This window comes from Mycobacterium gordonae (assembly GCF_017086405.1).
In the GTDB taxonomy this organism is placed as follows: Bacteria; Actinomycetota; Actinomycetes; order Mycobacteriales; family Mycobacteriaceae; genus Mycobacterium; species Mycobacterium gordonae_D.
The window spans coordinates 2,301,140-2,317,155 of record NZ_CP070973.1 but is presented as its reverse complement, the minus strand read 5'-3'; the positions used below and the strand labels follow the sequence as shown (position 1 = coordinate 2,317,155).

Genomic DNA, 16,016 nt, shown 5'->3' with positions numbered 1-16,016 from the left:
TGTGACCAGTCAGACTGCCCCGACACCGGACCGCCGGGCGATCATCACCGAGGCGCTACGCAAGATCGACGACCTCACCGCACGCCTCGAGATCGCCGAGGCGGCCAACAACGAACCGATCGCCGTCGTCGGCATCGGTTGCCGGTTCCCCGGCGGCGTGACAAACCCGGACGAATTCTGGGAGCTGTTGCGCGAGGGCCGAAACGGCATCATCCGGGTGCCCGAACAGCGTTGGGACGCCGACGCCTTCTACACCGACGACCACACCGTGCCCGGCACCATCTGCAGCCGCGACGGCGGCTTCCTGACCGGCTGGCAGCCCGAGGAGTTCGACGCCGAATTCTTCGCCATCTCCCCGCGCGAAGCAGCCGCGATGGACCCGCAGCAGCGCTTGCTGCTCGAAGTCGCCTGGGAGGCGCTGGAGAACTCCGGCGTCGCACCGCACACCATCCGGGGCACCCAGACGTCGGTATTCGTCGGCGTCACGGCCTACGACTACATGGTCAGCCTGGCCGGCCAGTTGCGCCCGGAGGACCTCGACGCCTACATCCCCACCGGTAACGCGCTGAACTTCACCGCCGGCCGGCTGGCGTATTTCCTTGGCGCACAGGGCCCCGCGGTGGTCATCGACACCGCCTGCTCGTCGTCGCTGGTGGCGATTCACCTGGCATCGCAGAGCCTGCGGTCCCGGGAGAGCGACATGGCGCTGGTCGGCGGCACCAACCTGCTGTTGAGCCCGGGACCGAGCATCGCATGCTCACGGTGGGGCATGTTGTCTCCGGAAGGCCAGTGCAAGACCTTCGACGCCACCGCCGACGGATACGTGCGCAGCGAGGGCGCCGGGGTGGTGGTGCTCAAGCGGCTGGCCGATGCGCAGCGGGACGGCAACCGGATCCTGGCCGTGGTCCGCGGTTCGGCGGTCAACCAGGACGGTGCCAGCAGCGGCGTGACGGTGCCCAACGGGCCCGCCCAACAGGCGTTGCTGCGCAAGGCTCTGGCGGCGGCGAAGCTGGCGCCGGCCGACATCGACTATGTCGAGGCACACGGCACCGGAACCCCGCTGGGCGATCCGATCGAACTCGACTCGCTGAGCAAGGTTTTCGGCGACCGCGCCGGCCGGCAACCGCTGGTCCTGGGATCGGTGAAAACCAACCTCGGTCACCTCGAGGCCGCGGCCGGCATCGCCGGATTCATCAAGACCGTGCTGGCGCTGGGACACCGGTACATCCCGCGGCACCTGAACTTCCGGCAGCTGACACCGCACGTCAGCGAGGGCGTATCCCGTATGAGCATTGCCGCGGCCGGTCTGGACTGGCCGGTCACCGAACGGCCCCGTCGCGCCGGTGTCTCCTCCTTCGGCGTCAGTGGCACCAACGCGCATGTGGTGCTCGAACAGGCACCCGATTCGGTTGCACCACAGCCCACTTCGCATCCGCCCGTGACGACCCTGGTGGTGGCGGGTAAGACGCCGCAGCGGATCGCGGCCACCGCGGCCGCACTGGCCGACTGGTGGGAAGGCGCGGGCGCGCACACTCAGCCGGCCGACGTCGCGCACACGCTCAACCACCATCGCGCCCGGCAGGTCAAGTTCGCCACCGTGGTCGCCCGGGATCGCACGCACGCGATAGCGGGGTTGCGGGCACTGGCGGCCGACCCGGTCTGCAACGACGGCCCGGTCGGGCCAGGCACGGTGTTCGTCTTCTCCGGCCAGGGTTCGCAGTGGGTCGGCATGGGCCGCCAACTGCTGGCCGATGAGCCCGCGTTCGCCGCGGCCGTCGCGGATCTGGAGCCGGATTTCGCTTCCCAGGTGGGCTTTTCGCTGCAGCAGACGCTGACCGACAGTCATGAAGTGGTCGGCATCGGCAACATTCAGCCGGTGCTGGTCGGAATTCAGCTCGCGCTCACCGCACTGTGGCGGCATTACGGGGTGAAGCCGGACGCGGTGATCGGCCATTCGATGGGCGAGGTGTCGGCGGCGGTGGTGGCCGGCGCACTGTCCCCGGCCGACGGCCTGAAGGTGATCGCCATCCGCTCGCGGCTGATGGCGGCGCTGGCCGGTCAGGGCGCGATGGCCCTGCTGGAACTCGACGCCTCGGACACCGCCACGGTGATCGCCGGCTATCCGGCGCTGACCCTGGCGGTGCACGCCTCACCGCGCCAGTCGGTGATCGCCGGACCGCCGGATCAGGTGGACGCGGTGATCGCCGCGGTCGCAGCCAAGGACCTGCTGGCGCGTCGCATCGACGTCGACGTCGCCTCGCACCACCCCATCATCGATCCGATACTGCCCGAATTGCGTTCCGCGCTGGCCGATCTGGCACCGAAAGCGCCGACGATCCCGATGCTGACCACCGCGGTCGAGGGTCCCACACCGGCATTGCTGGACGCCGACTACTGGGCCGCCAACCTGCGCAACCCGGTTCGCTTTCACCAGGCCGTTACCCTGGCCGCGCAGAGCCATCACACCTTCGTCGAAGTCAGCCCGCACCCGCTGCTCACTTACGCGATCATCGACACACTCGGTGAGACGAGCGCGCGGGTGCTGGGCACCTTGCAGCGCGACGCCGACGACACCGTCGTCTTCCACACCAACGTCAACGCCACGCACGGCACCCGCCCGCCGGACACACCGCACCCGCCGGAGCCGCATCCGCTGCTGCCGGGCACGCCGTGGCAGCACACCCGGCACTGGATCGACACCGACTCGACCGTCGGGAGACCCGGCCATCCACTACTCGGTGTCGGCGTCGAGGACCCCACCAACGGCACCCGGGTGTGGGAGTGCGCGATCAGCCCGAACCTGCTCTGGCTGGGCGACCACTGCGTCGACGGGGTCTGTGTGCTTCCCGGCGCGGCCTACGCGGACATCGCCCTGGCCGCGGCAACCGACGCCTTCGGCGGCGGGTCCTGGACGATCGGCGAACTCACCCTCGACCAGCTGATGCATGTCACCGACAGCACCGTGATCGCCACCACACTCACCGGGAACGAAAAGTCCTGCCGAGTCGAAATACGCACGCGCAGCACCAGTTCCGGCTGGATCAAGCATGCCGGCGCCACGCTGGTGCCCGCTACTGCCGAGACGCCGGCACCGGCCGAGCCGAGTGAGGGTGCCACCACACTCGATCCCGGGGACTTGTATCAGCGGCTGCGTGCCGCCGGCCAGCAGCATGGACCCGCGTTCCAGGGCATCGTCGGGTTGTCGGTACTGCCGTCCGGCGCCGCCCAGGCCCAGGTGCGATTGCCCGCGGCGGCGAAAACCGGGGCGCGGAAGTTCCTGCTGCACCCGGTCATGATGGACATCGCGATGCAGACCCTCGGCGCGACCGGGCCGGCCACGGAGCTGACCACCGGCGGCCGGCCGGCGATGGTGCTTCCGGTGGGATTCGCCGGCGTCCGGGTGTACGGCGACGTGGTCAGCGGGACGACAGCGACCGCTTCTCTCGCTCCGACCGACAACCCGGACCGACTGGCCGGCCGGGTGTTGTTGACCGACGCCGACGGCCGCCCGGTGCTGGAGATCGACCGGGTCGAGATGGCGGTGCTGCGCTCCCCCACCGGCGCCAGGGAACTCGGCAATCGGCTGTTCTCAGTGCAATGGCAGCCCGCGGCGCTCGATGGGCAGGCCGCGGCCCCGGCGGCGCTGTTGTTGGTCGGCTCCGACGAGCTGACGGCCGCGCTGCGGTCCGAGCTGGCCGGGCGGATCAGCCGGTGCGAGGTGGTTCGCGACGACGAGTCCATGCGGGCGGCGATCGGTCAGCGCGATATCACCTGGGACGGAATCGTGGTGGTCTGTCCGCCGCGGTCGTCCGACGAAGCGGAGCCGATCGGCGCCCAACTCGACCTCGCGCGCGCCCGCACGCTGCGCATCGCCGACATCGTCCGGACGGTATCGCGGGTGGGCGCCCGCAACAGCCCGCGGCTGTGGATCGTCACGCGCGGCGCGCAACAACTGGACCCCACCGAGTCGGTCACCTTGGCCCAGACCCAACTCCGCGGCATCGCGCGGGTGCTTACCTTCGAACACCCCGAACTGACGGCCACCGTGGTCGACCTCGACCCCGACGGCACCCAAGCCCTCCCCGGTCTGGTCGACGAACTGCTCGCGGGCTCCGACCAGGACGAGGTGGCGCTGCGCGCCGGACACCGGTATGTGAGCCGGCTGATGCCGACGCCGATGGTGTCCGGGGAGCTGGTTGCCCAGCACCGCTTCGTCACGGTCGATATCGACGCCGGTGGTGTTGTCACACTCGACGACCAACTGCAACCACGCGCGGCCAGGCGCACCGAGCCGGCCGCCGACCAGGTCGAGGTCCGCGTTCTTGCCGCCCCGCTGCCTGCCGGTGAGGTCAGCGAATGCCTGGGCGTGGTGGCCGGCGGCCCCGAAAGTGGCAGCCGCGTCATCGCTTTCGGAACCGGCCCGGTCGGCTCCTACCTGATCGCCGATCCCGACCTCGTTGTCCCGGTCCCGGATGCCCTGTCCGATATCCAGGCGGCCGGCTTCGGGCTGGCCTATCTGACGGCGTGGCATGCGCTGTGCACGGTCAGCCAGGTGGCACCGGGCGAGAAGGTGCTGATCCGTCCCACCGGTGACGGGGTGGACATGGCGGCCGCCGCCATCGCCGCCATGCTGGGCGCGCAGGTTTTCACCAGCGCACCCGACGAGGCACACGTGGATGTCATCCTCAATTCGCTTCCTGGAGAAGAGCTTCGGTCGGGCATGCGACTGCTGGCTCCTGGGGGTCGGTTCGTCCAGCTGGGCGCGATCGACACCGCGATCGACCTGTCCGCGCTGTCCGGCAGCGCCACGTTCGCGGTGGTGGACATCGGCTCGAACCTACGCCTGCAGCCCAAGCGCTACCGCGCCTACCTCGAAGAGATCCTGCAGCACGCCGTCGCGGGCCGGTTGGCGCCGCTGGCTGTGACCGAGTTCGCCCTCGCTGACGGCGCCGAGGCACTGCGACTGCTGGAATCGGGCGAACACACCGGCCGCGTCGTCGTTTCCATCCCGCAGACCGGCACGATCACGGCACTCGCACCACGTCCGACCGAGCCGCTGGTCCGACCGGACGGCGGGTACCTGGTCGTCGGTGGCCTGGGCGGTCTGGGCTTCGTCACGGCCCGGTGGCTGGTCGAGCAGGGCGCGGGATTGGTTGTGCTGAACGGGCGTTCGGCGCCGGGCCCCGAGGCGCAGGCCGCCATCGACGACCTCAACAACGCCGGCGGTAGCGTCGAGGTGGTCACTGGCGACCTGGCCGAGCCGGAAACCTCGCGCCGGCTGGTGGCCGCGGTCGACGACGCCGGCTTCCGGTTGGCGGGCGTGGTGCACAGCGCGATGGTGCTGGCCGACGAGATCGTGCTGAATATGTCCGAATCGGCGTCGGCGCGGGTGTTCGCCCCCAAGGTGGCCGGCGGCTGGTGGCTGCACGAGGCGACCAAGGACGCGGATCTGGATTGGTGGGTGTCCTTCTCGTCGGTCTCTTCCCTGGTCGGCGCACCGGGGCAGGGCTCATACGCCTCGGCGAACTCCTGGATCGACGGGCTGGTCGCCTACCGGCGGGCGATGGGACTGCCGGCGGCCGGAATCAACTGGGGCCCTTGGGCCGAGGTGGGCCGCGCACAGTTCTTCGCCGACCTCGGCGTCTCGATGATCACCCCGGCCCAAGGGTTGGCGGCGATGGAGTTGGTGCTGTCGGCGGACCGGGCCCGCACCGGCGTGTTCGCGCTCGACGCCCGCCAGTGGTTCCAGTCGTTTCCCGCCGCGGCCGGATCGTCGTTGTTCGCCACATTGCAGGAGTCGATCACACTCGAGCAGCGCAGCGGCGGTGGCCGGATCCGCGCCGAGCTGGACGCCGCCGATCCCGCCGAGCGCCCGGCGCGCCTGGCGACGGCCATCGCCGACGAGATCACGGCGGTGCTGCGCTCGACCGACCCGATCGACCACGACCAGCCGATGGAGTCGCTGGGCCTGGACTCCCTGATGGCGCTGGAACTGCGCAACCGGCTGGAGGCGAGCCTGGGCACTACCCTGCCGGTGGCGCTGGTCTGGGCCTACCCGACCATCAGCGACCTGGCCGGCGCGCTGTGCGAACGGCTGGGCTACCAGTCGGACGCGCCCCAGGCCCCAGACGCCGTGGACGAGAACGATTTATCGGATGAGGAACTGGATCTGCTGTCTGACCTGGTTGCGGCCAGTGAGCTGGAAGCAGCGACGGAAGGCGCGGAGTAATGACGAGTCTGGCCGAACGCGCCGCCCAAATGTCACCGAAGGCCCGCGAGGTCCTCGCGCGCGAACTGGTGCGTGCGGGCACGGCCTTCCCCACCGACGTCGCCGAGCCCATCGCGGTGATCGGGATGGGGTGCCGGCTGCCCGGCAAGGTGAATGGGCCACAAGACTTCTGGCAATTGCTGCTCGACGGCCGGGACACCATCGCTGAGGTGCCCGCCGACCGGTGGGACGGCGACGCGTTCTACGACCCCGACCCGGAGACCCCCGGCAAGATGACCACCAAGTGGGGTGGATTCATCGACGACGTCGCGGGATTCGACGCGGAGTTCTTCGGCATCACCCCCCGCGAGGCGGCCGCCATGGATCCCCAGCACCGGGTGCTGCTGGAAGTGGCCTGGGAGTCACTCGAACACGCCGGGCTGGCGCCGGATTCGCTGAACGGCAGCCGCACCGCCGCCATCATGGGCCTGTCGACGTGGGACTACACGATCGTCAACATCGAGCGTCGCGCCGAAATCGACGCCTACCTGTCCACCGGCACCCCGCACGCCGCCGCCGTGGGCCGCATCGCCTACCTGCTCGGTCTGCGCGGCCCGGCGGTGGCGGTGGACACCGCGTGTTCCTCGTCGCTGGTGGCGGTGCACCTGGCCTGCCAGTCGCTGCGACTGCGGGAAAGCGACGTGGCGCTGGCGGGTGGGGTACAGCTCGCGCTGTCGCCGTTCGCCGCGATCGCGGTGTCGAAGTGGTCGGCGCTATCGCCGAGCGGCCGCTCAAAAGCCTTCGACGCCATGGCCGATGGCTTCACCCGCGGCGAGGGCTGCGGCGTGGTGGTGCTCAAACGTTTGTCCGACGCCACCCGCGACGGCGACCGGGTCCTGGCGCTGATCCGCGGCTCGGCGATCAACCAGGACGGCCGGTCCAACGGCATGACCGCCCCCAACGCCCTGGCGCAGCGCGACGTCATCACCACCGCGCTGAAGCAGGCCGACGTGACCGCCGAAAGCGTGCACTACGTCGAAGCGCACGGCACCGGAACCATTCTGGGTGACCCGATCGAATTCGAGTCACTGTCGGCCACTTACGGACGGGGCCAGGGCCGGTGCGCGCTCGGGGCGGTGAAGACCAACCTCGGCCACCTCGAAGCGGCGGCCGGTGTCGCCGGGCTGATCAAGGCGATTCTGGCGGTGCAGCACGCCTACATTCCCCGCAACCTGCACTTCACCCGCTGGAACCCGGCCATCGACGCGTCGTCGACCCGGCTGTTCGTGCCGACGGAGGGCACTTCGTGGCCTGCGGGCTCGAGTCCGCGTCGTGCGGCGGTCTCCTCGTTCGGCCTCAGCGGGACCAACTCCCATGTGGTGATCGAGCAGGCGCCCAATGTGGTTGTGGCCCAGCCTGGCACCGATCCGCAGGTGTCGACACTGATGGTCTCGGGCAAGACGCCGCAACGGTCGGCCGCCGCGGCGGGCACCCTCGCGGACTGGATGGAGGGGCCCGGCGCCGACGTGCCGCTGGCCGACATCGCACACACGCTCCGCCATCATCGTGCCCGGCACCCCAAAGTCGGCACCGTGATCGCGCGCGACCGGGCACAGGCCATTGCGGGGCTGCGTGCGCTGGCCGCCGGCAAGCCGGCACCGGGCGTGGTCGGTCCCCGTGCCGGATCGCCCGGCGGCGGAACCGCGTTCGTCTATTCCGGGCGCGGCTCGCAGTGGGCGGGCATGGGTCGCCGGTTGTTGGCCGACGAGCCCGCATTCGCGGCGGCCGTCGACGATCTCGAGCCCGATTTCGTTGCCCAGGGCAGCTTCTCGCTGCGTGAGGTGCTGGCCAACGGCACCGAGTTGGTGGGTATCGAGCAGATTCAGTTGGGTCTGATCGGCATGCAGTTGGCGCTGACGCAGTTGTGGCGTTCCTACGGGGTGGAGCCCGACCTGGTGATCGGGCACTCGATGGGCGAGGTGGCCGCAGCCGTGGTCGCCGGAGCACTGACCCCCGCCGAAGGGCTGCGGGTCACCGCCACCCGGGCCCGCCTGATGGCGCCGCTGTCCGGGCAGGGCGCGATGGCGTTGCTGGAGCTCGACGCCGCGGCCACCGAGGCGCTGATCGCCGACTACCCGCAGGTCACCCTGGGTATCTACAACTCACCGCGCCAGACCGTGATCTCCGGGCCCACCGAGCAGATCGAGGAACTGATCACCCGCGTGCGCGCCCGGGACCGGTTCGCCAGCCGGGTCAACATCGAAGTGGCCCCGCACAATCCGGCCATGGACGCGCTGCAGCCGGCGATGCGCGCCGAACTGGCCGACCTGGCACCGCGCACCCCGACCATCCCGATCATTTCGACCACATACGAAGACCTGGCCAGCACACCGGTTTTCGATGCGGAGCACTGGGCGGTCAACATGCGCAACCCGGTGCGCTTCCAGCAGGCCGTCACCGCAGCGGCCGAGCAGCACCACACGTTCGTCGAGATCAGTGCCCACCCCCTGCTCACCCATGCCGTCACCGAAACCCTGGACGAGAGCGGGTACCACGGCGCCTTCATCAGCGCGGGAACGCTGCACCGCGATGCCGACGACACCGTGACCTTCCGCACCCATCTCGCGCAGGTCGCCCACAACCCACCGACCGCCACCGGTGGCCGGCTGGCCGACCTTCCCACCACAGCGTGGCAGCACGAGCAGTTCTGGGTGCAGGACCGGTCCTCGATGGCCGACCTGGTCATGAATCACCCGCTCCTGGGTGTGCACGTCGAGGTGCCGTCCAGCCGCGATCACGTGTGGCAGGCCGACGTCGGCACCGACGTCTCCGGCTGGCTCGCCGACCATCGCGTGTTCGGGCAGTCCATCATGCCGGCCGCGGGCTACGCCGAAATCGTCTTGGCGGCGGCCAGTGAAGGACTGGGCGTGCCAACCGACAGCGTGTCGATCAACCAACTCGAGGTCGAGCAGATGCTCACCCTGGATAAGCACACGCAACTGACCACCCAGTTGATCCGCAACGGCGACAGCAAGATTCGTATCGAGGTCCAATCCCGTGCACCCGGCGGCGAGTGGACGCGCCACGCGCTGGCCAAGGTGGAGGCGACGCAGGCCGGCCCGGGACCCGTGCCTGCCACCGGACAAGCTCGGACGTCGATCGCACCCGCCGACTTCTACTCGCTACTGCGCCAGACGGGTCTGCACTACGGCCCGGCGTTCGCCGGCCTGACCCGCATCGACCGGTTGTCGGACGGCTCGGTGGAAACCGAGATCACCCTGCCCGACGAGGCCCCCCGGCACCCCGGCTATCGCATTCATCCCGCCCTGCTGGACGCCGCGCTGCAGAGCCTGGCTGCTGCCATGCCGGACGACGGAACCACCGAGTCCAGTTATCTGCCGGTCTCTTTCGAGAGCCTGCGGGTATACGCCAACCCCGGTCGTCATGCCCGGTGCCGCGCGACGCTCACCAGCCTGGACGCCGCCGGTACCGGCAAGCTCGGCCGGATCGTGCTGATGGACGCGGCCGGTAATGTCACCGCCGAGATCAACGACATCTTCCTGCGCTCGGTCGAGCGGCGCAGCGTGCCGCTGCCGTTGGGGCAGAAGATCTTCGAAGCGGCGTGGGTGGATCAACCGCTGCCCGCCGAAACCGCTGCGCCGGTGCCGGGCAGCTGGCTGGTGCTGGCGACCCAGACCAGCCGGGCCGCCGCCGAGGCGTTCGCGGTCGGCTGGCGATCCGACGATCACCGGGTGCTCACGGCCGATCTCGACGACGAACCGGCCATGCTGGCCGCATTCGCCGACGCCGCGGGCGACCCCGAACATCCGCCCGCCGGTGTGGTCGTGTTCGCCGGGGACGCATCCGAGGTGACCAAGGCACGCGATCTGGTGTGGTCGATCAGCACCGTGGTCCGTGCGATCGTCGGCGGCTGGCACGGCGAACCGCCGCGGCTGTGGCTGGTCAGCCGGCAAGGTCTGGTGGTCGACGAGGGCGAGGCGGGGCAGCCCGCGATCGGTGCGCTCAAGGGTCTGATCCGGGTGCTGGCCTACGAGCATCCCGAGTTGCGGGCCACCCTGGTTGATTTGGATTCCGAGGCCGATCTCGACTCCGACGCCGGCGCGTTGACGGCCGAACTCGGCGCGCCCGACGCCGAGCTGCTGACCACCGTCATCGCCCACCGCGGCGAGCACCGCTACGTCGAGCAGCTCACCCGGGCCACACTCGGTGACGCCCAGCGCACTCCGGTGGTGCGCGCCGGTGCCAGCTACGTCGTCACCGGCGGCCTCGGCGGCCTGGGTCTGGTGGTGGCGCGCTGGCTGGTGGACGGTGGTGCGGGCCGGGTGGTCCTCAACGGCCGCAGCGAACCCGGCGAGGAACAACGCCGGATGCTGGCCGAATTGGAGAGCCGCGCCGAAATCGCCGTCGTCCTCGGCGACATCGCCGCTCCCGGTGTGGCCGAACGACTGATCGCGGCGGCCGAGGACGGCAACCGCGCACTGCGCGGCATCCTGCACTCGGCCGCCGTCATCGACGACGCCCTGCTGTATTCCATGACCAAGGACAGTCTCGACCGGGTCTGGGCACCGAAAGCCATTGGTGCGCAGCGGCTGCACCAGGCCAGCGCCGGCCGCGAGCTGGACTGGTGGGTCGGCTTCTCCTCCACCGCCTCGCTGCTGGGCGCGCCCGGACAAGGCGCCTACGCATGCGCGAACGCGTGGCTGGACGCCCTGGTCTCCGCGCGCACCGCGGCCGGACTGCCCGCAGCGGTGATCAACTGGGGTCCGTGGTCGGACGTGGGCATGGCCCGCACGCTGGCCAGCAGCGTGCTGGACCCGATCACTCCTGCCGAGGGGCTCGCGGCCATGGAGTCGTTGTTGGCCGGCAACCGCAGCCACACCGGTGTGGCGCGGTTGCGTGCCGACCGGGCCCTGATCGCCTTCCCCGAGATCCGCGGCCACGACTTCTTCTCCGCCGTGGTGCGGGAGCTGGAAGCCGCTGGGGGCGGCGACGACTGGGCTGGCCCCGACTCGCTGCGCGACCTGGAACCGGCCGAGGCGGCGCGCGTCATGACCGACCTGTTGCGCTCGCGGATCGCGGCTGTGATGGGGTATGCGGACAAGTCCGCTGTCGACCCGGGCCTGCCCCTGCTCGACCTCGGTATGGATTCGCTGATGGCGGTGCGGATCCGCAACACCGCCCGTGCCGACTTCGGCGCCGAGCCGCCGGTGGCGTTGCTGCTGCAGGGCGCGACGCTGCACGACCTGACCGCAGACCTGATGCGTCAACTCGGGCTCTCGCAACCCGAACCGGCATCCGAACCGGGTACCACGGTCCGCGGCCGCGCACAGCAGCGCGCGGCTGCGCGACAAGGAGCCGCGATGCGGCGACGGAGCCGACCGGAACTACATGGAGGATCGAACCAATGAGCATTCCCGACAACGCGATTGCGGTGGTCGGCATGGCCGGCAGGTTCCCCGGCGCCAAGAATGTCTCGGCATTCTGGGACAACCTGCGGCGCGGCAAGGAATCCATCGTCACGCTGTCCGAGCAGCAGCTCCGGGACGCCGGGATCAGCGACAAGGCGTTGGCGAATCCGGCGTACGTCCGGCGCGCCCCGATCGTCGACGGTGTCGACGAGTTCGACGCCGACTTCTTCGGGTTCCCGCCGCTGGTCGCCCGGTCGCTGGACCCGCAACACCGGTTGTTCCTGCAGTGTGCCTGGCACGCGCTCGAAGACGCCGGCGTCGATCCGGCCCGGTATGACGGTTCCATCGGCGTGTACGGGACCAGCTCGCCCAGTGGCTATCTGCTGCACAATCTGCTGTCGCACCAGGACCCGAACGCCGTGCTGGCGGAGGGTCTGAACTGGGATCAGCTCAGCATGTTCCTGCAGAACGACAAGGACTTCCTGGCCACCCGCATCTCGCACCAGTTCAATCTGCGCGGCCCCAGCCTCGCCGTCCAGACTGCGTGCTCGTCGTCACTGGTGGCGGTACACCTGGCCTGCATGAGCCTGCTCTCCGGCGAATGCGACATGGCGCTGGCCGGCGGTGTATCTCTGTGCGTCCCACACCATGTCGGGTACTGGCATTCGCCGGGCCAGATGCTCTCGGCGGTCGGCCACTGCCGGCCCTTCGACGTGCGCGCCGACGGCACCGTCTTCGGCAGCGGTGTCGGCCTGGTGGTGCTCAAGCCGCTGCAGGCCGCCCTCGATGCCGGTGACCGGATCCATGCCGTCATCCGCGGGTCGGCGATCAACAACGACGGTTCGGCGAAAATGGGCTTCGCGGCGCCCAGCGCGTCCGCGCAGGCCGACTGCATCGCCGAGGCCCACGCCGTCTCCGACGTCGACGCCTCGACCATCACCTACGTCGAAACGCACGGCACCGGAACCCCGTTGGGCGACCCGATCGAAATACAAGGGCTGCGAACGGCATTCGAAGCCTCCGAGGAACCGCGGTCGGCGCCGTGTGTAATCGGCTCGGTCAAGTCCAACATCGGCCACCTCGAGGTCGCCGCCGGGATCGCCGCGCTCATCAAGACCATCCTGTGCCTGAAGAACAAGGCGATTCCCGCGACGCTGCACTACACCAGCCCCAATCCGGAGCTGCATCTCGACCAGACCCCGTTCACCGTGCAAAGCCGTTACGGCGCATGGGAGTCCGACGTGGTGCGCCGCGCCGGGGTGAGCTCGTTCGGGATCGGCGGGACCAACGCGCATGTCGTGCTCGAGGAAGCCCCGGAGGCGCCGGTGGCCGAGCCCGCCGGCCCGCAGGTGCTGTTGCTCTCGGCGCGCACCACCGACGCCCTCGGCGAGGCGCGCACCGCGCTGGCCACCACGCTGGAACGTCCGAACGCCCCGGGCCTGGCCGACGTCGCGCACACGCTGGCCGGCCGCCGCAGACACCACGTCACCATGGCCGCCGTCGCCGCCGACCGGGCACAGGCGATCACGCTGCTGCGCGCCGCCGAGCACGACAACGTCTTCGTCGGCGAATCCCCGGCCGACGATCACACCGCAACCACCGACCAGGTCGTGTTCATGTTCCCCGGTCAGGGCGCCCAGCACCCCGGCATGGCCAAGGGGTTGTACGACACCGAGCCGGTTTTCGCCGAACACTTCGACGCGTGCGCCACCGCCTTCCAGGCGGAAATGGGCCTGGATCTGCATGCGGCGATCTACCCGACTTCCCAAGGAACCGCCGCCGATCTAGAGCGCATCGACCGCTCCCAACCAGCGCTGTTCACCGTGGAATACGCGCTGGCCAAGCTCGTCGACAGCTACGGCGTGCGCGCCGGCTCCTACATCGGTTACAGCACAGGCGAATACATCGCGGCCACCCTGGCCGGCGTTTTCGACCTACAGACCGCGGTCAAGATTGTGTCGCTTCGGGCCCGGCTGATGCACGAGTCCCCGCCCGGCGCGATGGTCGCCGTCGCGCTCAGCCCCGCCGACGTCGCGCAGCACCTGGTGCCCGGGGCAGAAGTGTCCGCGGTCAACGACCCCGGCAACTGTGTGGTCGCCGGGCCCAAGGACGCCATCCGCGCATTCAGCCAGCGGCTGGGCGAGCATGGCGTCCCGGTGCGACGGGTGCGCGCCACCCACGCCTTTCACACCAGCCAGATGGACGGGATGCTGGATGAATTCCGGGAATTCCTGTCCCTCCAGCAGCTGAAGACCCCCGACACCCGACTGCTGAGCAACCTCACCGGAACCTGGCTGACCGACGAGCAGGCCACCGACCCCGACACCTGGACTCGCCAGATCAGTTCCACCATCCGCTTCGCCGACGAACTCGACGCGGTGCTGGCCGCCCCGAACCGGATCCTGGTCGAGGTCGGCCCCGGCGGCAGCCTGACCGGCTCGGCGATTCGGCACCCCAGGTGGTCGGGCGGCAACCGCTCCGTTCGGCTCATGCGGCACCCCATTCAACAGGCCGACGACCGCGACACCTTCCTGCGCGCACTGGGCGAACTGTGGTCAGCGGGCGTCGACGTGGACTTCTCGCCCAGGCATCCGGCCGGCGCCCACATCGTCTCGCTGCCCGGCTATCCGTTTGAACGGCAAAAGCATTGGATCGATCCCAAGCCCACCGTCTGGGAGCCGGCACCGGCGTCCAGCAACGGCGTCTCGGCCGGCACCCACACCGAAGCCGCCGTCGAGGCCACGGGGCCGTCGCAGACCGGCGTCACCCTGCAACGCGTCTGGCAGCAGTGCCTCGGGGTGCCCTCGATCGACCCGACTGCCAACTTCTTCGACCTCGGCGGTGACTCGTTGATGGCGATCAGCATCGCGATGACCGCCTCCAACGAAGGTTTGAGCATCACCCCGCAGGACCTCTACGAGCACCCGACTTTGGCCTCGCTCACCGCCGCCGTGGATGCCGCTTTCGCGGCCAGCGGGCTGGCCAAACCGCCAGCGCCCGAAGCGAATCCGGCGATACTCCCGAACACCACGTACTTCCTCGAGCACGGACTGCACGACGGCGGCCGCTGGCGGGTGCCGCTGATCCTCAGCTTGGACCCGACGGTGAGCCCGGACGACATCCGCACGGTGCTGACCGCGGTCTGCAACCATCACGACGCGTTGCGGTTGCAGCTGGTCGACAACGCCGGCGTCTGGGAACAGCACGTCGGCCCGCGTGGTGATTTCACCGCCGTGACGACCCGGTCGCTGCCCGAGGGCACCGAACCGGCCGCAGTGCTGGCCGAAGTGATTGCCGAGCATGATGATTCCACCGCGCCGCTGATCGCCGTCCACATCACCGGCAACTCCGGCGGCCGGAACTATCTCGGGCTCGGCGTGCACGCCATGGTTGCCGACACCGCCTCCCACCAGATTTTGGGCAGCGACATCGTCATGGCGTTCGGTCAGCGGCTGGCGGGCGGCGAGATCACCCTGGAACCGGCCGTCACCGGCTGGCGGGAATGGTCGCAGCGGATGGCCGCGCTCGCCACCCATCCGGCGGCGCTGGACACCCGGTCCTTCTGGACCGACAACGCGGCCAAGGTGACCCGCTGGTTGGCGGAGCCGAAGACGACGCCGCCTACCGCCGCCAATCTGGCCAAACTGTCCGGTGCACTTGACGTCGAGCAGACGTCCGAACTCGACGACGCGCGCCGCCGATTCCGGCGCTCGATCCAGGAGATCCTGCTGGCCGCGCTGGGCCGCACCATCGCCCAGACGGTCGGCGAGGGGGTGGTGGCCGTCGAACTCGAGGGCGAGGGCCGCTCGGTGCTGCGACCGGACGTCGACCTGCGCCGCACCGCCGGTTGGTGCACAACGTATTACCCGGTGCCGCTGGCCTGCGCGGCCGGTGCGGGCTCCGCGGTGATCGAGCAACTGGACGACCTGCACAAGACCCTGAAAGCCGTGCCGCACTACGGAATCGGCTACGGGTTGCTGCGGTACCTCTACGCGCCCACCGGACGCGCCTTCGGTGCGCAGCGTACCCCCGACATTCACTTCCGTTATGCCGGAACGATTCCCGAGCTGCCGCCGGTCGACGCACCGGTGCGCTTCGATTCCGACGTCACGATGCCGGTGCGCGCGACCATCCCAGGGCTGGGCCACGCTCTCGAGGTGCGGGTGTTCCGGTTCGCCGGCGTGACACATCTCGACTGGTGGTACGACACCCGGCGGATTGCGGCGGAGACGGTGCAGGGGCTGGCTCAGACCTTCCCGCAGGCGCTGCGCGAGTTGATCCAGGAAGGTATCGCCGCCGAGCAACTGGAGAGCGAGATGGCCGGAGTGACCGAAGCGGGTGCCCTGGTGGACCTGTCGAGCCTTGACTGAGGAGACTGG

Annotated in this window: 3 protein-coding genes; all 3 read left to right on the top strand. The window is 69.7% G+C overall.

Annotated features, from left to right (window positions below; translation table 11 throughout):
* Position 1: 1 nt before the first annotated feature.
* Genes JX552_RS10085 through JX552_RS10075 form a run of 3 tightly spaced genes read left to right on the top strand, consistent with a single transcriptional unit; the run spans position 2 to position 16,007 of the window.
* Positions 2-6,229, top strand: coding sequence for a type I polyketide synthase (locus JX552_RS10085; RefSeq protein WP_205877192.1), 6,228 nt, complete (start codon positions 2-4; stop codon positions 6,227-6,229).
* The gene (locus tag JX552_RS10080; RefSeq protein ID WP_205877191.1) at positions 6,229-11,637 is read left to right on the top strand and encodes a type I polyketide synthase; all 5,409 of its coding nucleotides are present in this window, start codon (positions 6,229-6,231) and stop codon (positions 11,635-11,637) included. Before JX552_RS10085 ends, JX552_RS10080 begins: the two co-directional genes overlap by 1 nt.
* Positions 11,634-16,007 carry a type I polyketide synthase gene (locus JX552_RS10075; protein WP_205877190.1) on the top strand — a complete coding sequence of 1,458 codons (4,374 nt, stop codon included), beginning with the start codon at positions 11,634-11,636 and terminating at the stop codon, positions 16,005-16,007. The genes JX552_RS10080 and JX552_RS10075 overlap by 4 nt, the downstream gene beginning before the upstream one ends.
* The last annotated feature ends 9 nt before the right edge of the window (positions 16,008-16,016 follow it).